At 41.8% G+C, this 20,835-nt stretch carries 23 protein-coding genes; 15 read left to right on the forward strand and 8 right to left on the reverse strand.

Going from position 1 to position 20,835, the window contains the following annotated elements:
- Positions 1-165: 165 nt before the first annotated feature.
- The 4 genes from ACPPVU_RS08325 (at position 166) to ACPPVU_RS08340 (ending at position 3,452) form a co-directional block, all read left to right on the forward strand.
- Entirely contained in the window at positions 166-597 is a 432-nt protein-coding gene (locus tag ACPPVU_RS08325) for a hypothetical protein (protein WP_426671229.1), read from the forward strand.
- A gap of 257 nt (positions 598-854) precedes the next feature.
- Positions 855-1,442, forward strand: coding sequence for a TetR/AcrR family transcriptional regulator (locus tag ACPPVU_RS08330; protein ID WP_426671230.1), 588 nt, complete (start codon positions 855-857; stop codon positions 1,440-1,442).
- A 93-nt stretch (positions 1,443-1,535) separates the two neighbouring features.
- Entirely contained in the window at positions 1,536-2,273 is a 738-nt protein-coding gene (locus tag ACPPVU_RS08335) for an SDR family oxidoreductase (protein ID WP_426671231.1), read from the forward strand.
- Between the two features lie 141 nt (positions 2,274-2,414).
- Positions 2,415-3,452, forward strand: coding sequence for an alpha/beta hydrolase (locus tag ACPPVU_RS08340; RefSeq protein WP_426671232.1), 1,038 nt, complete (start codon positions 2,415-2,417; stop codon positions 3,450-3,452).
- A gap of 76 nt (positions 3,453-3,528) precedes the next feature.
- Here ACPPVU_RS08340 and ACPPVU_RS08345 read toward each other — a convergent pair whose 3' ends face one another.
- On the reverse strand, positions 3,529-3,897 hold the full coding sequence (locus ACPPVU_RS08345) for a winged helix-turn-helix transcriptional regulator (protein WP_426671233.1): 369 nt from the start codon (positions 3,895-3,897) through the stop codon (positions 3,529-3,531).
- Between the two features lie 121 nt (positions 3,898-4,018).
- Between ACPPVU_RS08345 and ACPPVU_RS08350 the strand changes: the two genes are divergently transcribed.
- Together ACPPVU_RS08350 and ACPPVU_RS08355 are read left to right on the forward strand one after the other, a co-directional pair.
- Positions 4,019-4,981 carry an NADP-dependent oxidoreductase gene (locus ACPPVU_RS08350; RefSeq protein WP_426671234.1) on the forward strand — a complete coding sequence of 321 codons (963 nt, stop codon included), beginning with the start codon at positions 4,019-4,021 and terminating at the stop codon, positions 4,979-4,981.
- A 54-nt stretch (positions 4,982-5,035) separates the two neighbouring features.
- Positions 5,036-5,401, forward strand: a complete 366-nt coding sequence (locus ACPPVU_RS08355) for a putative quinol monooxygenase (protein WP_426671235.1) — start codon at positions 5,036-5,038, stop codon at positions 5,399-5,401.
- Positions 5,402-5,740: 339 nt separating this feature from the next.
- On the opposite strand, the gene ACPPVU_RS08360 is transcribed toward ACPPVU_RS08355, so the two are convergent.
- Positions 5,741-6,856: an alkene reductase gene (locus tag ACPPVU_RS08360; RefSeq protein WP_426671236.1), complete on the reverse strand. Its 1,116-nt coding sequence runs from the start codon at positions 6,854-6,856 to the stop codon at positions 5,741-5,743.
- Positions 6,857-6,992: 136 nt separating this feature from the next.
- On the opposite strand from ACPPVU_RS08360, the gene ACPPVU_RS08365 reads away from it, so the two are divergent.
- Complete coding sequence (locus ACPPVU_RS08365) at positions 6,993-7,361, forward strand: winged helix-turn-helix transcriptional regulator (RefSeq protein WP_426671237.1); 369 nt, start codon at positions 6,993-6,995, stop codon at positions 7,359-7,361.
- 40 nt (positions 7,362-7,401) lie between these two features.
- Here ACPPVU_RS08365 and ACPPVU_RS08370 read toward each other — a convergent pair whose 3' ends face one another.
- Positions 7,402-7,797: a winged helix-turn-helix transcriptional regulator gene (locus ACPPVU_RS08370; protein WP_426671238.1), complete on the reverse strand. Its 396-nt coding sequence runs from the start codon at positions 7,795-7,797 to the stop codon at positions 7,402-7,404.
- Positions 7,798-7,869: 72 nt separating this feature from the next.
- Here ACPPVU_RS08370 and ACPPVU_RS08375 point away from each other — a divergent pair, with 72 nt between their 5' ends.
- Both ACPPVU_RS08375 and ACPPVU_RS08380 read left to right on the forward strand, forming a co-directional pair.
- Positions 7,870-8,610, forward strand: coding sequence for an SDR family oxidoreductase (locus ACPPVU_RS08375; RefSeq protein ID WP_426671239.1), 741 nt, complete (start codon positions 7,870-7,872; stop codon positions 8,608-8,610).
- Between the two features lie 186 nt (positions 8,611-8,796).
- On the forward strand, positions 8,797-8,970 hold the full coding sequence (locus tag ACPPVU_RS08380) for a sigma-70 factor domain-containing protein (protein ID WP_426671240.1): 174 nt from the start codon (positions 8,797-8,799) through the stop codon (positions 8,968-8,970).
- A 31-nt stretch (positions 8,971-9,001) separates the two neighbouring features.
- On the opposite strand, the gene ACPPVU_RS08385 is transcribed toward ACPPVU_RS08380, so the two are convergent.
- Both ACPPVU_RS08385 and ACPPVU_RS08390 read right to left on the reverse strand, forming a co-directional pair.
- Positions 9,002-9,385, reverse strand: coding sequence for a VOC family protein (locus ACPPVU_RS08385; protein WP_426671241.1), 384 nt, complete (start codon positions 9,383-9,385; stop codon positions 9,002-9,004).
- 97 nt (positions 9,386-9,482) lie between these two features.
- Positions 9,483-10,298 carry a helix-turn-helix domain-containing protein gene (locus ACPPVU_RS08390; protein ID WP_426671242.1) on the reverse strand — a complete coding sequence of 272 codons (816 nt, stop codon included), beginning with the start codon at positions 10,296-10,298 and terminating at the stop codon, positions 9,483-9,485.
- A 96-nt stretch (positions 10,299-10,394) separates the two neighbouring features.
- Here ACPPVU_RS08390 and ACPPVU_RS08395 point away from each other — a divergent pair, with 96 nt between their 5' ends.
- The gene (locus ACPPVU_RS08395) at positions 10,395-11,159 is read left to right on the forward strand and encodes an SDR family NAD(P)-dependent oxidoreductase (protein ID WP_426671243.1); all 765 of its coding nucleotides are present in this window, start codon (positions 10,395-10,397) and stop codon (positions 11,157-11,159) included.
- 153 nt (positions 11,160-11,312) lie between these two features.
- On the opposite strand, the gene ACPPVU_RS08400 is transcribed toward ACPPVU_RS08395, so the two are convergent.
- The 3 genes from ACPPVU_RS08400 to ACPPVU_RS08410 form a co-directional block, all read right to left on the reverse strand.
- Entirely contained in the window at positions 11,313-11,705 is a 393-nt protein-coding gene (locus ACPPVU_RS08400) for a DUF302 domain-containing protein (RefSeq protein WP_426671244.1), read from the reverse strand.
- Positions 11,706-11,975: 270 nt separating this feature from the next.
- Positions 11,976-13,358 (reverse strand): sigma-54-dependent transcriptional regulator, encoded by a 1,383-nt coding sequence (locus tag ACPPVU_RS08405; RefSeq protein ID WP_426671245.1) that lies wholly within the window; start codon positions 13,356-13,358, stop codon positions 11,976-11,978.
- Positions 13,355-15,682: a histidine kinase dimerization/phosphoacceptor domain -containing protein gene (locus ACPPVU_RS08410; protein WP_426671246.1), complete on the reverse strand. Its 2,328-nt coding sequence runs from the start codon at positions 15,680-15,682 to the stop codon at positions 13,355-13,357. Before ACPPVU_RS08410 ends, ACPPVU_RS08405 begins: the two co-directional genes overlap by 4 nt.
- 363 nt (positions 15,683-16,045) lie before the next feature.
- On the opposite strand from ACPPVU_RS08410, the gene ACPPVU_RS08415 reads away from it, so the two are divergent.
- The 5 genes from ACPPVU_RS08415 (at position 16,046) to ACPPVU_RS08435 (ending at position 20,835) form a co-directional block, all read left to right on the forward strand.
- A complete protein-coding gene (locus ACPPVU_RS08415) occupies positions 16,046-17,782 on the forward strand; it encodes a sigma-54 interaction domain-containing protein (protein ID WP_426671247.1) in 1,737 nt (578 codons plus the stop codon).
- Between the two features lie 306 nt (positions 17,783-18,088).
- Complete coding sequence (locus ACPPVU_RS08420) at positions 18,089-18,373, forward strand: hypothetical protein (protein ID WP_426671248.1); 285 nt, start codon at positions 18,089-18,091, stop codon at positions 18,371-18,373.
- 152 nt (positions 18,374-18,525) lie between these two features.
- On the forward strand, positions 18,526-19,149 hold the full coding sequence (locus ACPPVU_RS08425; protein ID WP_426671249.1) for a polysaccharide deacetylase family protein: 624 nt from the start codon (positions 18,526-18,528) through the stop codon (positions 19,147-19,149).
- A 29-nt stretch (positions 19,150-19,178) separates the two neighbouring features.
- On the forward strand, positions 19,179-19,484 hold the full coding sequence (locus ACPPVU_RS08430; protein WP_426671250.1) for a hypothetical protein: 306 nt from the start codon (positions 19,179-19,181) through the stop codon (positions 19,482-19,484).
- Positions 19,485-19,785: 301 nt separating this feature from the next.
- Entirely contained in the window at positions 19,786-20,835 is a 1,050-nt protein-coding gene (locus tag ACPPVU_RS08435) for an efflux RND transporter periplasmic adaptor subunit (RefSeq protein ID WP_426671251.1), read from the forward strand.

Here is a 20,835-nt window from a genome sequence, read left to right on the forward strand (position 1 = left end):
AGGTAAGCAAGTCATTATTATTTTCTTAAATCTTACTTGAACGGAAAATATTTGTTTCCTGTTTCACCACTCTTTTCGACTAATAGAGCAAGTCCGGATTAGTTAACGTGTTTTTATTATACAGTCAATTCAGTTCAAGTTATTCATCATTAAATATTCAAAGTCATGAAAAATTTAGTTTATTATCCTAGCTTGCTATGCCTTTTTTTAATAATCGCATCCTGCAATAAAAATGATACCCCGGTTCCTGTAAAAAGCGCAGGCAAACCTGATACAGCTACCGTAAAACAGATTGGAAAATCAATTTGTGATTCAACAAAGATGGTCCCATTCAATTTAGCCAATTCAACAGGCATCAATTCGTTTATGATCTCATTTGTTGGAGACCGTACATATATTTTTAATTTTCCTTCAAAAGGTAGTAAAACAGTATTAATTAAAGCAGGTACCTACAAGGTATCTATCCCGCCAACCGGGGACTATTCCAATCACGCTTTTGCTTTAGACGGTCAGGCATTTACAAATGGACCCGGTGTCGGCTATTCTCTTATGCAAGTTCAACCTTGCGGTGTTTCTTCAGGCGCCCAAATATATTAACCGTATCCTGAACAGCCGCTCTAAGAACTTGGAGCGGCTTTCAAATTAATATCTCGCCATTTTATACTAGTAAATAAGGTATGCTAATAAACCCCCAGGGGTTTATTTTTATTAACAGGTTTTGAAAAAGTAATTTCAATCAGGTCTCCTAATTGGCGCTACAAATTGTCATCACTATTTCATAAAGCTGTTTTTTTTAAGATTAACTGATATAAATATACTAAAAAGTATATTTTTGTCCCGTTCATAATTAAAACATGACAAAAGCAGAGCGAACAAAACGATTCATATTGGAAAAGGCGGCTCCTATCTATAACGAAAAAGGACTTGCAGGTACTCTTGTAGATGACATTCTGGAAGCCACCAGGCTGACCAAAGGTTCAATTTACAGTCATTTTGAAAACAAAGAGGACCTATCGATCCAGGTTGCTGATTATTTGCTTGACAATATCTGTTACGGTATCGGCCAGGCCATGAAAAAAGAAACCAGCGCGAAGAGCAAAATATTCGCTTATCTGGATTTTAACAAAACACCGTTAAACACATATATCAGCGGTGGCTGCCCTATTTTCAATTTAGCTGTGGAATCAGATGATAACCACGGATTGATCAAATCCAAAGTTTGCAATGTTTTGACCGCCTCCCAAAAGACCTTTGCGAATATTCTGAAAGCAGGTATCGAGAATGGTGAATTTAATGCTTCTCTTGATCCGGAAGCATATGCCTTTAAAATGTTTGCCGCTATCGAAGGTGCTACGGTGATGTGCCGGAATATGAATAACGACCAGCCTATGGCCGGTTTAATTGAAAGCCTCAAAAACGAGTTACGGGCGTATGAAATTTAATTTTTTTTAAACTAAAATATACTAAAAAGTATATTCTGGAGCCATAATAAAATCCAATTAATAAATAATCAAATAACAGTAATTCTCAGTAAAATGAAATCAAAAAACAACACCATTCTAATTACCGGCGCTGGCTCGGGCATTGGATTTGAAACCGCCAAACTATTGGTTGAAAAAGGGAATAAAGTAATTATTACAGGTAGAAATTTAGAAAAATTGGAAGCCGCTGCAAAAAGGTTGGGGAACGTGGCTGTCATTCAGTGCGACATAACTTCCGAAAGCGATGTAAATAACCTGGTTAGGCGGATACGTTCGGAATACCACGACCTGAATATCCTGATCAATAATTCAGGTGCCGCTTTCGGGTACAGTTTGGCTGAAGATGCTGATGCCTATACCAGCGCCCTGAAAGAAATGGAAGTCAACTACCTGGCGCCGGTGCGGCTGACGGAAAAGCTGTTGCCTTTGCTAAAAAATAAAGCGGAAGCAGCTGTCATTAATATTACGTCAGTAGTGGCGATTGTTCCATGGGCTGTTATGCCTACCTACAGTGCCAGCAAAGCGGCATTACAGTCTTATACCAGGTTGTTAAGGTTATCTTTAGTTAAATCATCAGTTAAGGTATTTGAAGTATTGCCTCCATTGGTTGACACAGAATTTTCAAAAAACATTCCGGTTGATAAGTTAGCGCCGTCCGCGGTAGCCGATGCTATCGTTAGCGGCGTTGCAGAAGATAAGTTCGAAATACGGATCGGCTTTACGGACCATTTTTACAATGTAAATAAGGAATCCCCTGAAAAAGCCTTTAATGCGCTGAACGGCGTGTCTTAAATAAACCAAATACACCATTTTTTTTCCACATAAAATATACTAAAAAGTATATTTTATGTGGAAAATCATAAAACTTAATGAATCATCAATTCAATAAAAATCAGGCCCGCAGTTACTCGGTCTTAATAAGAAACAGAAATCATGACAACTACATTCCCAAAAGCCTTTACAATGGCTTTAATCTTAACTACATCCATTTTAATAAATAAAGCTGTGGCTCAAGTAAGCGACCCTGCTGTGGAAAGCCACGTTCAGGGTTTCTTAAAAGCAGTAAATGCAGCCACAACCACGCCCGTATATGAAATGCCTGTTGACCAGGCAAGGGCCACTTATACCTATGCTACCACGGTAGGTGAAAAGCCGGATCTTTCAGGGACCGAGGTAATTGAAAAAACTATTAAGGAGGACAGCTTAGCCGTTAGCTTACATATTGTACGCCCGGCAGGTGTAAATAAAAACATTCCTGCCTTCATGTATTTTCATGGCGGTATTTGGTTTATGGGTGATTACAATACTCATAAAACCCTATTGCACGACCTGGTGGTACGAACCGGAATGGCTGCAGTATTTGTCGACTTTACATGTACACCTGATGCCCATTATCCGCAGCAAAATAATGAGGCTTACGCTGCAACTAAGTGGATAGCAGAACACGGCAAAGAAGTAAAGATCGACGGCAGTAAATTAGCTGTTGCAGGTAATAGTATCGGAGGAAACATGGCGACTGTTGTTGCTTTAATGGCCAAAGATAAAGGTACCCCTCAATTGAAACTGCAGGTACTGATCTCACCTGTAACTGATGCCAATTTTGAGACGGAATCCTACAACAAATTCGCTAATGGTTATTTCCTCACCAAAGCTTTAATGATCAAAGGATGGGATTTGTATATTAAAGATCCCGCGCAAAGGAAAGAGATCTATGCCTCCCCGCTTCAGGCTACTGCTGAGCAGTTAAAGGGACTTCCGCCAGCATTGGTCATCACCGAAGAAAATGATGTCCTGAGAGATGAAGGCGAGGCTTATGCCAGTAAGCTGGATGCTGCGGGTGTTCATGTTGCCTCTATCAGCTACAATGGCATGATCCATGACTTTGTGATCATTAATGCGTTGCACGGTTTGCCGGAAACCCAGATTGCCATCCAACGGATTGCTGATGTGTTAAAAGAGTTTGTCAAGTAATCAGTCATTACCGGCCATATTCTTAAATCCAACATATCATAAAATAGCATATAGTGTATATGAATAAAGCAAACCTTTAGCGTCCGTACAGTTCATGCTGTTCATGCAGTTCATGACCCGGATCACTGGCTACCAGGTCTTCCACCCATTCCCTTAAATATTCGATAAAAGGGATTAGTTTCCGGCCGGACTCTGTTAAGGCATATTCTACCTTGGGCGGTACTTCTACATAGACTTTACGGTTGATCAGTTTGTCATTCTCCAATTCTCTCAATGTCTGGGTCAGCATTTTTGGGGTAATACCGCTGATAGCTTTTTTTAACTGGCCATAACGTAAGATGCCGTGGACATGAATGCTGTAAATGATACGTCCCTTGTACTTTCCGCCAATACGCTGGAAGGCAAAGTCTACACAGCATTCGGGTGTCGGTTTGTGGATTGTCATAACTAAATTATAACTACTTGATAATATGTATAGTATATTTTTAGTATGTAGGATACAAAAAAGTGCATACTTGATGCAAAGATACTATCAATCTAATTTTGAACAAAAAATAAATATAGAAATGAAAGCAATCATATTAAAGGCTGTAGGCGGGCCGGAAAATCTGGAGCTGGCCGAAATAGCCGTTCCGTCCATAAAGAACGATGAAGTTTTGGTAAAAGTAAAGGCAATCAGCATCAACCCGGTTGACGCTTTTGCCCGGCGTAACCAGGACTCCCTGAATTATGTACTGCAGCTAAAGGGTGATGAAAAAAACATCATTCTGGGTTGGGACATTGCAGGTATTGTAACAGAAGTTGGACCGGCAGTTACCACATTCAAAACAGGAGATGAAGTGTTTGGCATGATCAAATTTGTAGGCCAGGCCAACGCTTACGCGGAATATGTGGCGGCACCCGAAACAGACCTGGCGCTCAAACCAGCGAACATCTCTTTCGGGGAGGCAGCCGGCGCAGCATTAGCTGCACTCACCGCCTGGCAGTCGGTGGTAACAGGCGGGAAAGTCAAAAAAGGAGATAAAGTGGTGATCACAGGCGCATCAGGTGGCGTAGGCCACTATGCCATACAGATCGCCAAGCATTTCGGTGCCTATGTGATCGGCGTAGCTTCAGCAGGGAACAAAGATCTTGTATTGGGCCTTGGTGCGGATGAATTTATTGATTACCAAACCCAGGCGTTTGAGGAATTGGTTACCGATGCAGATCTCGTGCATGATGCGGTTTGGAGCGATGACGTACATCATATCGAGCGCTCATTAAAGGTGATTAAATCGGGTGGCACATTGCTCAGTCTTATAGTGGATTTCGATGATAAAATATTAGAGCAGCTTAAATCAAATAATGTAACCGGCTACCGGGTACTGGTGCATACGAGCGAAGAGGATCTGACTGCTATAGCGGAATTGTTAGCTACAGGTGATCTCAAAACCCATGTGTCCCAAACGTTTCCGTTGGAAGAAATAGCCAAAGCCCATGCGCTCATCCAGACAAAAAATGCAGTGGGCAAGATTATCGTAACGGTGTAAACAACAATGGAATAAGCGAATATTGTTCGCTTATTCCTTCAATATTTATGTATCATGAAAGCTAACAAGATTTTACGGCTTATAGCTAAGGTAAGGATTGGTCTGGCTGATCGTCCCCGATTCATACAAATGACCGGCGAACTTAAAGCAATTGTTGCTGAAGAAGGACCTACGCAGGTATTAAGCTATGACTGCTATTTCAAAGACCTGCATACCGGGGAGTGCCTGATCACAGAGACTTATGCTGATGAAGCGGCCCTGCTGTCGCATTTAAAGCTGATCGCACCGGTTTCCGCTAAGTATCAAGTTCCCATGGAGATAATCCGGTTTGAACTGTGCGGCGAATTAGCTGAAACAACCCTCGCATTGTTTAGAGACACGTACGGCGATAGGTTTGAGCATTACGATTTCAGGATATAAGCATGCACTTTATGCGATCTGCTATATGCCCATCATCCACATTACGGCATTCCATAGGGAGCCGCCCTGTCCGTTCTTATTACGGGGCATTAAATGGGCTTTAACAACAGGAAAACAAATAACTATTAAAACGCCTTAATAACGAATACCGAAGCCGGCACTACAAAACCGCTTGAATGAGCGGTTTTGTTAATTACAGGATCATGTTATGGTGACAAAATGGGTCCATGTAAATATATATCCAATTTTCCTCACCCACCAATCATCTGCCATTAAGAACGAAACCGCCGATGCCGTAGGTTCCGCCGACAACCAAAGCAATCTTTCCTGCTAATCTTTTCATTTTGGATCAGTCGCTTTTGGATAATCTGTAAAGCCCTTTTCCCCACCCATATAATAGGTAGTCTGATCTGCGACAGCTAAGGGAAGGGCATGGGCAAATCGGTTTACAAGGTCCGGGTTTGCAATAAAAGGCGTTGCGAATGAAACAAGGTCAGCCAATCCCTCTGCGATGATCTTATTACCGGAATCATAATTAAAGCCCAGGTTTGCGACAATAACCCCCTTATAATTATTTCGAAAAAACGAATAGTACTGATCGTCCCATGATGCAACAGGTGTGTCGGCGAGTGTTACGGCCGGACCTACGATTTCCAGAAAGGCTATGTCATATTCGTTAAGCTTATGAAGCAAATATTCATAGTCAGCTATGGTATTTTCGTCAGGTCTGATAATACCTGGGTTAAAGGCGGCCGGGGTAAATTTAACCGCAACCTTTTTTCCTGGAAATACTTTGATCAAAACATCAAGTATTTCAAATAGTATTCTGCTCCGGTTGGTTATGCTGCCTCCATATTCGTCAGTCCGCTGGTTGGTGGCTGTACTTAAAAATTGCGGAATAAGCGTAAACAATTGCGCATGTAATTCTAACCCGTCAAAACCTGCCGCTTTTGCATTGATTGCCGCCCGGTGGTAGTCTTCAATAGTCTCCCGGATTTGTTCAATGGTATAGGCCCTTGGTGTAACTGTATCTTTAAAGCCCTCCGGTGTGAATGATTTTTCCTGCGGATTGATGGCAGAGGGCCCCAGCGGTAGTTCACCGTTAAAATAATCAGGATGTGATACTGCTCCGATATGGGCCAGTTGCAAGAAAATTCTTCCGTTTTCCTGGTGAACTGCGTTCGTCACTTTTTTCCAGGCTTCCGTTTGTTCGGTGGTGAAGATTCCCGGGAGGTTTGGAAAGCCTATAGCGTTCTTGCTCACCCAAACACTTTCAGAAAGGATCAGCCCTGCGCTGGCGCGTTGGGCATAATAGGCAGTATGTAAATCTGTAGGAACAAGCGCTGCATTGGTTGCACGGCCACGGGTCATGGATGCCATAATGATTCTGTTGGGAAGCAAAATGCCGCCCAATTGGAAGGGGGTGAAAAGTTTTTTTTTATCTTCTTGATTCATGTCTCTTTTTTTTCTCAAATTTCCGGCTATAGGTACATAGCTGCAATAAGGGGGAAAACATACCTATAGGGATAATTTTATCCACTATGGTACATTTTTGTACCTATACTTATCTTTGAATAAAAAGCCATCGAAGATGTACGAAAAAAAAATGCCCCTGCCACTTGATTGCGGTCTCACCGTCACCAAAGAAGTGTTGGGCGGCAAATGGAAGGCAAACCTGATATATGCCATTTCGGAAGGTATCCTGCGGCCCAGTGAATTACAGCGTGCCATACCGGGCTCAACTAAACGGGTATTAAATCAACAGCTTAAAGAGCTGGAGGAGTTCCATATCCTGACGAAGAAGATATATCAACAGCTTCCCCCGAAAGTGGAGTATTCCCTCACCGGACTTGGTGAAACCGTGTTACCGATCATCAAAATGATGAACCAATGGGGGGAGCATAACCGCATACCCCTGGAAACAGTGATCAAAACAAGGAGCGAAAGCCGGGCCGTTTAACAAAATTAACCGGGCCCCCACGGGGAAATGAGATTAGCCCTTAGCCTGACGTTTTGGTTGCCGAACCGGACAATGGCGTCCGTAAGCGCTCCCGGTGATCTTTGCCCCATTTGATCATTTGCAGGATGATGTCGCCGAATGAGTGGCAATAATCAGTAGGGGAATATTCAACTGTTACCGGGCTCGTGGGAATGACGGTCCTTTTCAGCAGCTGATTGGCCTCCATGTCCTTTAGCTCCCGTGATAACATACGGGTAGTGATTCCCGGAATGCTCCGCTCGATCTCGCGAAAGCGCCGGTTACCGTTGCAGATGGCATTGATAATGGGCAGCTTCCATTTGCCGCCGATGACGTAAATAGTGTCCTGCAAAGCTTGTATTTCCTCCTTTTGGTTACGGGGTTCTGATAGTACCTCTTTGATCAGTGCTTCATTCATACTGGTATACTCTGTTATACTGGTAACAAAGTTATACCACTTTGTCCATAGTTTTGTAGAAAATTTTTAAAAATGGAAAAGCTAACAGGAAAAATAGCATTGGTTACCGGCGGTAACAGTGGTATAGGGTATGCAACAGCGCAGGAATTGAAAGCGCAGGGCGCAGTAGTTATTATTACCGGTCGTCGTAAGGAAGCAGTTGAGGCGGCAGCCGTACAGCTGGATGTTACAGGGCTGGTGGCAGACCAGGGCAAACTGGAAGATACAGAACGATTGGCAGCCGACATCAAAACACGTTATGGAAAATTGGATATCCTGTTTATTAACGCAGGTGTTTTAGGTGGAGCAAGTATTGAAAGCGCAACAGAAGAAGTGTTTGACTACGTGATGGACGTGAATTTCAAAGGCGCGTATTTTACGCTGAGCCGGTTTATCCCGCTGTTAAGTGAGGGTGCCTCGGTTGTGTTCTTATCATCCAATACAGCCAGCATGAACGTCTCTAACGCTTCTATTTATTCGTCGAGCAAAGCTGCACTTAACGCGGTGATGAAGATCGCTGCGGTAGAATTGGCACCGCGAAAGATCCGGGTGAACGCGGTAAGCCCAGGCCCAACAGAAACGGAAATATTGAATAAGGCCGGCTACAGCGATGAACAATTACAGGGCGTTAAAGCCTGGATCATCGACAACGTTCCTTTACACAAAATGGGTAAAGCAGGCGATGTCAGTAAAATGGTCGCCCATTTAAGCAGTGAAGATTCCTCGTTTATCACGGGAGCCGAATTTATCATGGACGGCGGGATGAGCTTATAAAACAAAACGCCCTATCATATTTCGCGACCCACTGGCGCCTATTAACGAAATAAAATGACCAAATAAAAAGTAAAATAACACTATGCAATTGACATTCAGACATTTGGCACAACGGCATTAATTTGGCCATGAAACGATCAGAAAGTTGATAAAGAAATCAATATTAGTTGAATCCATTAAATCTCAATGAATAGGAGACAAATAACAATATCAAAAAACATTACGCAGCGCGGGTACAAATCGCTGGGCAAGTACTTTAACGAGGTTGACAAAATAGATCTGATAACAACTCAGGAAGAAATATTGCTGGCGCGAAAGACCCGGGTGTTAAGGCTCAAACAATTGATCAAAAACCTATGAGGATCAAAGATGAATCATTTGACCATAGTGATTATGCTGTTTCCCTGAAAACAGTTTCCAGTAAAATGCCGGTCGGAGTCCGCAGAAAAATCCGCCGTTCGCCTATGTCTGGAAGATCCATCAAGGAAAAGTGTATTTTAAGTGCGGTGAGTCTTAACTTAAATGCCTCGAAGTCTTTCATAAAAAAAGCGGTATGGTCGATTGCTTCAGATGAATTATCGACAGCCATTTTATGAAAAAATGAACTCCGTATCAGGTGAATAATCGGCTTATCCTGATAATAAAGCCAATAGCCGGGAATGTTTGCGGCTATTACAGCCGGTCTTTCCCCAGGCTGAAGGTCAAAGACACGGATTAAAAATTCCTTTGTTTTTTCCAGTTCACTTGTCCGAAGGGTAGTATGATCTATATACATTGTTTTATTCCTTTTACCAATGCAAAGGTAGGTAGGACTGCAATGCAGGCTTATGCAACTAACAGGGAAAAACTTGTATAAAATGAAGACCGTACCGTTAAAATTGATTTGCCTTTTTAAAGGCGGAAGGTGTTTGATGGAAATGCGCCTTAAAGGAATTGCTTAAATGGCTTTCGTCACTGTAACCAAATTCGTAGGCGAGCTGGGATAAGGTTTTATCCCGGTGTATCAACTGGTGGGCAATCAGCTTTAACGCGTACTCTTGTACATACCGCTTATAAGAGCTGCCCGTGGCTTTGTTGAAATACTGGCTGAAATAAGATTTACTGATGTTGAACTTGTTTGCTATATTTTCAGTTGAGAGCAATTCCTTTTCGGTGATATGCTTATCGATATAATTGAGTATCGCCTGGATCTTTCCTTCATGCGGACTAGCCTGGTTGTCATCTACATCCTGCGCCATGAGAATTAATACGAGTGACAAGGCATTTTTGATGACGATGTTTTGATATGGGCCTTTGTTCCTATGCTCGGCTATCAACAGATCCATTAACTGAATCACCTGTTGCCTGTTATTCCCTGACAATATTATTTTTCTATGCGGAGAAGAAAAGCGTATTAACAACTGTTTAAAATCCGCATCCTGTAAAAATTCTTCGAAGAAACCTTCATGAAATTTAATAATACAGATCACCGTTTTCTCCTGGAAAATAAAAAAATGCGAGTCCTGGGGCGGCAGGATGAACAGGTCGCCTTTATGATAATTATAGGTTTGATCATTGATTACATGCTGCCCTTTTCCCCTCATGATATACTGAAGCTCATAATGAGTGTGCTTATGCACCGGTAAGTGCCACTCATCCTTGATAACGTAAGCGATCTCCAGCTTTTGGGTAAGATTCCTGATGTGCATCCGTGAAATTTACAAGTTATTCATTGATTCCTTCATAGTTGCGGATGTCATTATAACACAACTTTGCTTATTGTAAAATTAGTTATTCGTACTCACATGAAATTAACAAATAAAACTATTCTGATCACCGGCGGCGCTACCGGCATAGGCCTGGCATTGGCCACGGCGTTGTCCGCACAAAACACTGTTATTATTGCAGGTCGGAGCCTTGACAAACTGGAAGAAGCGCGGAAAGCGGTTCCGGCATTGAAGATCTTTACCTGCGATATATCTGATCCGGCATCGATCGACCTGCTCTTTGCAAAGCTCAAGGAACAAGGTATCGTGCTGGATGTCGTTTTTAACAATGCAGGTGTCATTGAAACCTGGGACATCCCTAACCAATACATTTCCTCTGCCGATATTTTTACTAAGCTCAATACCAATCTTGCGGGCCCGATCGCTGTCAGTCAAAATTTTATTCGTCAGGCAGATCAAAGCAAACTCAATCAAATCATTAACATAACAACAGAGGCCGCAATTATGCCGGTCCCTATATTGCCTTTATATTCCTCGTCAAAAGCAGGACTGAGCGTATTTACCAAGTCTTTGCGCATGCAGCTGAAAGGAAGCAATTTCAAAGTTATTGAAATTATTCCTCCTGCAGTTGAGACCAGGATGACCACGGAAGACTTGAAAAATACCACAAAACTGGCCAGCCCGGCGGTCTTTGCGTTAGATATGATCAAAAATATAAAAGCCGGAAAATTGGAATATGCACCAAGCGCCAACGCGGTCATGCTGACCCTGATCAGGCGTTTTTTACCAACTGTTGGATTAAAGTTGATTGATAAAATCAGCCGCAAGCAGCTCTTGGGCTAAGAGATGGAGCAACCGGAAGGTGGTCCTTCCGTTAATAATTAGAGGGTGCATTGTAAGGGAATCTGGCTTCCGGTGCGCTCCCGTTTCTGCGACGAAGCTTATTCACATCCAAATTCGAAATTGTTTAAATTGCCAGGCGGATATTGGACGGCCTTAAGAAGTTTTGTCTAACGCTTTAGAAATCAGATCATGCAGTTCCAATGATGACGTTATATCATTAGGCAAACTATACCTTTCTTTGAGATAAGCGGCATCGTTATAAGCAATCCATCTCTTTTTTTCCTGATCTTCCCAGGCGATTATTTTTGAAGGAAGATCAAGCGCAGTAACTGGGTTTTCAATCATCACAGCGCCATTTGATTTAGGATTACTGAACATTAAAAATTCAAGTGGGCCTAAATCCAGACCTGCTTGATTCAACTCCATTTGCTGGTTAATCCTGACATAGATTGTTGCACCATTTTGTTGTAAAAATACAACCAACCTGTTCATGATTTCTTTTACAGAGCATTCACAGGATCTGATAGTAATACCTTTTGGATTCATATAATTTTGGCAATTAATAGTAAATAAGCGGAAGTCATGTAAGCGAAAAGAGCCGGGTGAGATTCAGGCTCGGATTTTACTCCCGATAGAAGTAGTTAAATACTATGCCAAGTATTCAATTAACTAATAATAAGATAGTTAATGTTAATTATCGATTTCTGCGATGTCTTTATTTCGCTATTTTACGATAGGATGATGGTATTGCGCAATCGCTTTGTAAAAGGGCCTTGCTGAATAATTAAGCTTTTGTTGGAGCATTAAGCGAAGAATTTAATCATCGGGGTTTTTGGAAATAATTTTTTTCTCGATCCCGAGTTTTTTCATCCTGGAATTTAGCGTCCAGGCATTCATTTTTAGTATTTCTGCGGCCCCCTTATCGCCAAATACTTTCCATTCACATTTTTCAAGTACCGATAGAATATGGTCGCGTTCATTTTCATCCATTGTTTTAATTGGTCCTTCGGGGCTTTCTTTCTTTTGAATTGTTGGTAATTGCAGGAAATTTATCACCGGCCCATTTGCAAGCAATACACTCCTTCCCATTAAATTTTCTAATTCCCGTATGTTTCCCGGCCAGGAATAGTCTAACATACCCTTAACCACCTGGTCTGACAGCCCGGTTATTGTTTTATTTTCCTTCTTGGCATAGAAGTTTAGAAAGTGGTTAGCTAATGGTAGGATGTCTTCCTTACGGTCGCGCAGAGGAGGCATTGAAATTGGAAAAATATTCAAACGGTAATAAAGGTCCATACGGAAGCGACCTCCAGCCATCTCTTCTTCTAAATTACGGTTGGTAGCAGCAATTACGCGGACATCAATTTGTCTTTTTTTTCCGCCGATTGGATCGATTTCTTTTTCCTGTAATACCCGGAGGAACTTTACCTGTAGATCCGATGGTAATTCACCTATTTCATCCAAAAAAATTGTTCCCCCGTCAGCCTGTTCAAATTTTCCGATCCTTTTATCCATTGCACCGGTAAAGGAACCTTTTTCATGCCCAAACAATTCGGATTCAATCAGGTTAGCCGGAAGTGCCGCGCAATTGACCACGATCATTGGTTTTGTTTTACGGGAAGAAAGCCTGTGGATTGCTTTGGCAATAAGCTCCTTTCCGGTGCCACTTTCTCCCAATATCAATACAGATGTATCTGAAGGTGCTACTATCCTTACATTATTCAAAACCTCAAAAATGCTTTTGCTCTGTCCGATTATGCCCTGAAAATCATTACCGGGAGTTAGATAGGGTGACAGATCATTTTGTTTATTTTTAACTGATTCCTGCCTTTCCTGGTGAAGATACCAGGCAACATCAAGCATCACCAGCACGTCTTTTTCGCGGAACGGCTTTACAAGGAACCCATAGGGCTTAGTAGCTTTGGCTGCATCAAGTATTTGCCTGTTTGAGTTTGCCGAGAGAAAAACGAAAGCAATGTTTTTATCATTTAATGTTTTGGCAAGGTCAATTCCGGTTAAATTTCCTTCCAAATGGATATCCAGCAATACAAGATCTGGGTTTTGTCTTTTAATGATTTTTAATGCTTCCGGGACCGACCGGGCAATCGGGCAGATTAAGTAACCTGCCTTCGTAAGTATTAGTCGCAGGTTATTTGCCTCTATATATACATCTTCAACAATTAGTATTTTGATTTTCACGAGTACTTATTCCTTTCTGCAAAAGAAGCCAGCAGGCGCTCATCACTTAACGAATCAGCATTAAATATAACCGTGATTTTGGTTCCATTTTTGATATCAAAGAAAATTTTGCCATTTATATCCTTGCTTAGCCCTTTCATCAAATCAATCCCTAATGAGTTAACTTCATTTTTCCCGATCCCGGTATGTATTCCGATGCCGTTATCGGAAACGATCAGCTTAATTTGTGCTTCAGACTGATGCAGCTGAACGGAGATTAACCCCATCCTATTTTCCGGGAATGCGTACTTGATAGAATTGGTGACTGCTTCATTAATGATCAGCCCCAATGGTATTGCTTGTGATACTCCGAGCTTTAATGGTTCAATATCCAACTGAAAATGAATAAGATCTATTGAGCCAAAACTATCAGCCAGGTACCGGATAAATTCATGCAGATATACTTTCATATCTATTGTTTTTAAATCCTCCGACTGATATAATTTTTGATGGATCAATGACATCGCATAAATCCGGTGCTGGCTGTTCTCTATCGCTCTTAAAGCATCATTTTCCAGGTAGATCGCCTGCGACTCCAACAGGCAAATTACGGTATGTAAATTATTTTTTACCCGGTGATGTACTTCCTTTAATAGCCATTCTTTCTCTGTCAATAAATGCTGCAGCATTTCATTCTTTTGGGTGATCAGCTCATTTTTTTGAGTGATCAGCTCATTTTTTTGAGTGATTGCCAGGTTTGCTTTTTGTTTTTGCCTGTATTGCCTGTAAAATAGTCCTGCAATGATTAATGCCAATATGATACCTCCGATGGTAATGTTCTTCACGAGGTTAGCCCGTTGAAGACTAGCATGATCCAACTTTGTAGTTTGATTTAATAAACTGATCTGGCTTTCCTTTTTCTGCGTTTCAAACTGAATCTGCAATTGCTGAACCTGGCGGCTTTTGGCTACTGTATATACAGAGTCCTTTATTTGGTGGTACCCTAACAAGTGAGCAATTGCGGATTGATAATGATGCTGGGACGTATCCAGCACGAACCACCAATAATTATTGTTTCCTATTCTTACGGGGTCTCCTGATTTTAGGGCTAAAGAATCATTCTTAGTTAAATAGATACGCGCCAATGAATATTGATTTGAGAAAATATAATATTTTATCAGTAATACATAAATAACGCTTATATCTATTTGTCCTATTTTATTGTTATTGAGCATACTTAACAGCTGATCGGAATAAGTTTTCGCAAGTTGGTATTGTTTAAGAAGCATATAAACAGTTAAGTAACTGCCGGCAATTCTGCTATTAAGTTGGATATCGTCTTTTGGCTTAGCATAATTTTTTGAAATGTTTTCCAGAAATACTTTTGCATCCAATGGTTTTTTGATCTTTACGTATGAATCAACAATATTGATCGCTAACGTATAAATAGTTTCATTGTCCTTATATCTTTTCGCTGTTTCGATCGCATTTTTAAAATAATCTATTGCTTTTTCATAATCTTCCAGATGGAAAAGTGTTATTCCGATATGATTGTTGATTTGACATAGCTGCATGGTTGTGTCGTGAACACTCTCAGCGGTTTTTAATGCCATCAGCTCGTAATTCAGCGATTGCTGATAATCTGTCTGGCTGAAATAAACCTGTCCCAGTGATACATATATCCCTTGAAGCTTCGTATAATGAATTGACTTATAAAGCGCTAAAGAAAGTTTAAGTTTTTCTAAAGCTATGGCCAAAGTGTTATAATAGTTGCCAGGGTTTCCGGAATCAGCAGCATTGCTATAAAGTTCGCCAAGCGTTCTGAGACTATTAGCCACTTGCTCGACGTGGCCGGACTCTTTAAAGCTATTGGCGGCCTGTTCCACCAGCTGTATCTTTCTGGGCAATTGAGCAGGGTCCTGGTAATCATAATAGTCAGATAGTTCTCTATAAGCCTGGCCCAATCGAAATTTATCTGTCGTATTACTGAGAATCTGTATAGCCTTTTCAACCAATGTCTTTGCCTGCGTTCCCTGGCCTTTTTCTCTATGAATATATGATTCAACCAAAGTGATATATCCATAAGCCTCTGCTGATTTTACCTGAACGTTGATTTGCTTAGCCTGATTTAAAAATGCAGCTGCGCTGTCGAGGTCTGTTTTTAATTCACCGGGTTTATGAATTTCAAAAATGGACAATTCCAATAATGAATTAATCAGGGCTGTGTCCGCATTTGCCTTGTTCAATGACTTGAGTAATGAATCTGCTTCATGCCGCGAAATATCCTGCCCCCGGACAGATACAGCCAAAAAAAGAAATATGATAAAAGCCACAAACCTGTTCATAATCTCTAAGTTTTTGAACCAAGCCATTCCCGTTTTTTTTGCAATTGGCGTAATTGTATATCAAAATTGATAATTTTTATTCGCATTAAATATTTCTCAGGAACAGATAAGACGCCCTGTCTCCTAACAATCAGGCCCGCTTTGATTTGCCTTTCAACGACCCGCCTGTGACATTTCCAAATATTTGGAAATATCCCAATTGTATGCACTAATAAATCACGCTAATAATTTGATAATAAGCATATTAATACATGGCATAGCGATTGAAGCCGCTATTATTAAATGCCTTCGGTCTTTTTATTTTGTGAATAAAAAAGAGTAAAAAAAATTAAAAAATGTTTTAACGTCCACAAAAATCAGCTGATGGAAAGCAATAGGAAGTTTCTTTTATCTTACAGTACTGAGCTTGATTCCACTAAAGACATGGAGAGATTGTTAAAGAGCATCAATGTTCAGCTTAAAGACTTATTAAGATTGTCAAACCAGATATCTGCCAGCGTTTCCAACATCATCATCAATGAGGACGCTTCAATAAGAGAGCAGGAAAAAACCTTGTTCCTGTCTTTCAGCAATGATATCGCTACCGTAAGAGATAAAAAAGGGCTCGGATTGGTGATCAAAAGATACCTGAAAAACCTTTTCCTGATAAAGGAATATATTATAACGATCAAAAACGATGATCATGAAACTTACAGCTACTTCCTGCACGAATTGGAAGCGGATACACCTGCCGATAAAGGGTTTCAAATTATAACCGGAACCAGGATGCCTATCGCGGGATCAATGACCGGGGTGGTTCTACAATCGGACGAACCGGTGATATTCGATATCGCTGACGTCCTGCAGCAAGGCAAACTCTCTTTTCCAAGTGCCTCATTTTGGAAGTCCGCTGGTGCTGAGAAAATTTTGGGACTTCGGCTGCGGGTGGCCAGCGAAGATATTGGCATCCTCTGGATACAGCCTGGGCATACGAACGATCACCTTTTGAAAGGCATAACGGCGCAAATGGCTATAGCCCTGGCGAACGCGATAGCAAATGACCGGATTGAAAGGCAGTTAAGCGAGATTGACCGTTACAAGCAGCAATTGGAAGAAGAAAAGATCTACCTCAAAGAAGAAATTGAAACTTCTCATAACAACTCTGAAATTGTGGGAGACAGCCCTTGTATGCAAAAAATCTTCAGGCTGGTAGCGCAGGTAGCGCCGTCTGAAAGTGCGGTTTTGATACTTGGCGAAACCGGAACAGGCAAGGAACTGATTGCCCGTGCTATACATAATAACTCGCCGAGGAAAAACAAGTTGATGGTTAAGGTCAACTGCGCCGCATTGCCGGCTAACCTGATTGAAAGTGAACTGTTTGGACATGAACGTGGCAGCTTTACCGGTGCTATCGAACGCAGGCTGGGCAAATTTGAGCTGGCTAACAACGGAACACTGTTCCTGGATGAAATAGGAGAAATGCCGCCCGAGTTACAGGTAAAAATACTGAGGGCATTACAGGAAAAGGAAATAGAAAGGGTAGGCGGCAAAAGTACCATTAAAGTAGATGTGCGGATCATCGCCGCTACAAACCGCGACTTGTCCAAAGAAATGGCCGAAGGGCGATTCAGGAGCGATCTATACTATCGTTTAAATATCTTTCCCATCGATCTTCCCCCGCTCCGTGAGCGCAGAGCAGACATCCCTTTATTAGCTTCCCATTTTATCCTCCATTATGCAAAAAAAACGGGCAGAAAAATTGAGACCCTAAGTAGCCGGGCCATGCAGGAACTTGTTCAATATGACTGGCCGGGCAATATCCGGGAGTTGGAACACCTGATTGAAAGGAGCATATTGCTGACTTCCGGCGATATGATAAAGCAGATACATCTTCCGCCCCCTAAACAAGCTGCTGCCGCAAATCCATCCGTGGGCATGTTAAATTTGAAAACTATTGACGATAACGAAAGGGATCATATTTTAGAAATATTGAAATACTGCGGTGGCCGTATATCCGGTGAAGGGGGGGCCGCAGAAATCCTGGGGGTGCCTTCCAGTACGCTCAACTCCAAGATCAAACGCCTGGGCATTCAAAGGAAGCACGTCACCAATCATTTTTAAGAACGGACATCAACTTGAAACTTCTTGTTAACGGGAGAGGCCGCTTGGCCACTTTAGCCCTATGCGATCCGATCACATTTGTTTCGCAAAATGCCTTCTTATATCGCCATCACCTGGCCTATCGGCGATATATGAATATCTGTTATTTACCAATAGTCCAATCAAGTAACTCATATTCAATATCTTAACAATTGGCATTTCTTTGGCAATTACCCTTATGCGCATTAATGCTATGACCAAAGGCATAGAATTTTGTGTGAGTCGATCTCAATGATCGTATAGTAATTCCTATTAATCCTGTTTAAAATGTATGTTGTTTATCTGGTAACCCACGTCATCATGGCAATTTGCTCCCTCAGCATTATCCGTACAGGGTCTGATCTACCGAACCAGCGGGTGAAGCGCGAAAAAAGGCGGGCGGGCGTCCCTCTACCAAAGGAGGACCCGGCCCAAAAGAAACCTGGTTTTAAAAAGAGAATATTAAAAAACACTTCGACATTAATTAAGCCGAAGATCGATCAAAAAATATTTTCACAATCGCCAGAATTCAGCTATGATATGGAAAGGTTAACTAATCCGGGCGATTCTTAAAGGTGTTTATTGCAATAATATTTACAAGTTATTCCATTTTTTCTCCAGTGTTGGCGGGCCCGGCATATTCCAACTTTGCACTAGTCAATGACAACAGGAAATGACTATCGGGCGATTCCTGCAAAATTTTCACCATTTAATTCATTCTTCAGATGCAATCAAGAAAAGATTTTATTAAGAGCACCGCACTATTGGGGGCAGGTTCCCTGCTTATCCCTGACCGGGTATTTTCGCAAGACAAATCTGATAGCCTTCCAGGAAATCAACCGGCCCGGGAACAGGGTACCCGCCTGGTGATTTCCGTTTCAATGCAGTTTGAAGCCGGCGGAGAACCTGAAACAGGTTTCGATAGCCCTTTTCCGCCTAACCTTGAAAAAGGGTACACAGATATGCCCGCCAAGACCTGGTTTCAATACGGCTATAAAGAGGGTATCCCCCGGCTATTGAACTTATGGGATAAATACGGCATTAAGGTGACCAGCCATGTAATCGGGGAGGCTGCCAGGCATAATCCCGGGTTAGCCAAAGAAATTGCAGCGCGCGGCCACGAAATATCCGGACACGGTTTAAACTGGACGCCACAGTATACTATGAGCTATGAAACCGAAAAAAAGTTTATAAAGGACAGCATAGATATCATCCGGGAAATAACCGGGAAGACAACAGTAGGCTATAACTGTAACTGGCTGCGCAGGAGCAAGAATACGATCCCCATTCTACAGGAGCTGGGATTTATCTATCACATTGACGACCTAAGCCGTGATGAGCCTTTTTGATACCGGTCAACGGTAAAAACTTCGCTGTCGTGCCCTATACCTTACGATGCAACGATATTCAACTGATCGAAGGCAGGTATTTTTCATCAACACAGTTCGGTGAACAGCTAAAGCTGGAATTTGATCAACTATATGAAGAAGGCGCAACCCGCAAACGCCTGATGTCGGTTAGTACGCATGACCGCATAAGCGGAACACCTGCACAGGTAAAAGTGCTGGATGAATTCCTGGCCTACGTTACCCAAAAGCCGGGGGTGAAATTTATGCGGAAAGACGAAATCGCCCGTATGACATTGAATGATAAAACAGCTGTAGTTGATAAAGACTACAGATAAAAGAATGATCTTAATCAATTAATATGTGGATGCTGAACCCTTTCCTTTAGAAAAGAGCATCCCAAAAATTCCGGTTTAAAAAATCCTGATAAATAGTTGCTCTATATCACTTTCAGATTGCCTAATGGCGATATATCACAAGGCGCAAAAGTCAAATAATTGATTTAATAAACTGACTAACTGTAATTTAAGGTAATGGCACATGGCTTGCCTTGCTGTGAGAAATTTAGATCTGTCAGCTTAAGATCGGAGCACTGAAACTCAATGAAAATTATTTACTATGAAATCAACACCAAATATCATGAGGTTTAAAAATTATGCCCTGCCAATAGCATTCCTTTTTTTGCTGGGTTGCGGTAGCAAGGGGGAACAAAAGGTTGCTATCGAACCCGTAAATGTCAAGGTAATGACTATGAGCTACAATGGCGATGCCGGACAGCAGATCAGTTACAGCGCCACTGTTAAGGAAAATAAGGAGATTTCTCTGACTTTTCAGGTATCGGGTAATATTACCGCTATGAATGCCGATAAAGGACAGTGGGTGAAAAAAGGACAGCTCCTGGCAACACTGGATGCTACCACCTTTACCGAACAATATAATACGGAGCTTGCCCGGCAAAAACTGGCCCAGGACAATTACAACCGTATCAATGATGTCTATAAAAAAGGCAGCATCGCGGAGATAAAACTTGTCGAGGCAAAATCGAACCTTGACCAGACAACCTCAACCGCGCGCGCAGCCTATCAAAATATTGTACATACTAAGTTATTTGCACCCTCCGATGGCTATATCGGAGAAAAAACTGCTGAAGCAGGCGATCTGGCATCACCGGGCAGCAGCATATTTAAGCTGGTCAAAATAGAACAGGTTGATGTTATTGTCCCCGTTCCTGAACTGGAGATTAACAACCTGAAAAAAGGGCAGCCAGCCATCGTCAGGATCGCAGCGTTGGGCGACAAGAAATTTGAAGGCAAAGTTGACGAAATAGCAGTGATTGCCGAGGACGCTTCCCATAATTACAATGTTAAAGTAACGGTTAACAACAGGGACAGGCAGCTCAAACCAGGAATGATCGCTAATGTTTATTTCCCGGAAAATGGAAAAACAAAGGGGACCGATAGTGCCAAATTAAGTATCCCGCTGTCGGCTTTACAGGTTAATGAGCAAAACCAAAACTTTATTTATACGGTCGATAAAAGCAGCTCCAAATCGGTTCGCCGGTTAGTGAATTGCGGCCCGATCCTGGATGACCGCGTAACAATTACCAATGGGCTTTCGGCAGGTGACCAGGTCATTATAGCAGGATATCAAAAAATAACTTCTGGTACACCAATTAAAATTATTCAATAG

The sequence above is a fragment of the Mucilaginibacter sp. McL0603 genome (genome assembly GCF_049992945.1).
Taxonomy (GTDB): Bacteria; Bacteroidota; Bacteroidia; order Sphingobacteriales; family Sphingobacteriaceae; genus Mucilaginibacter.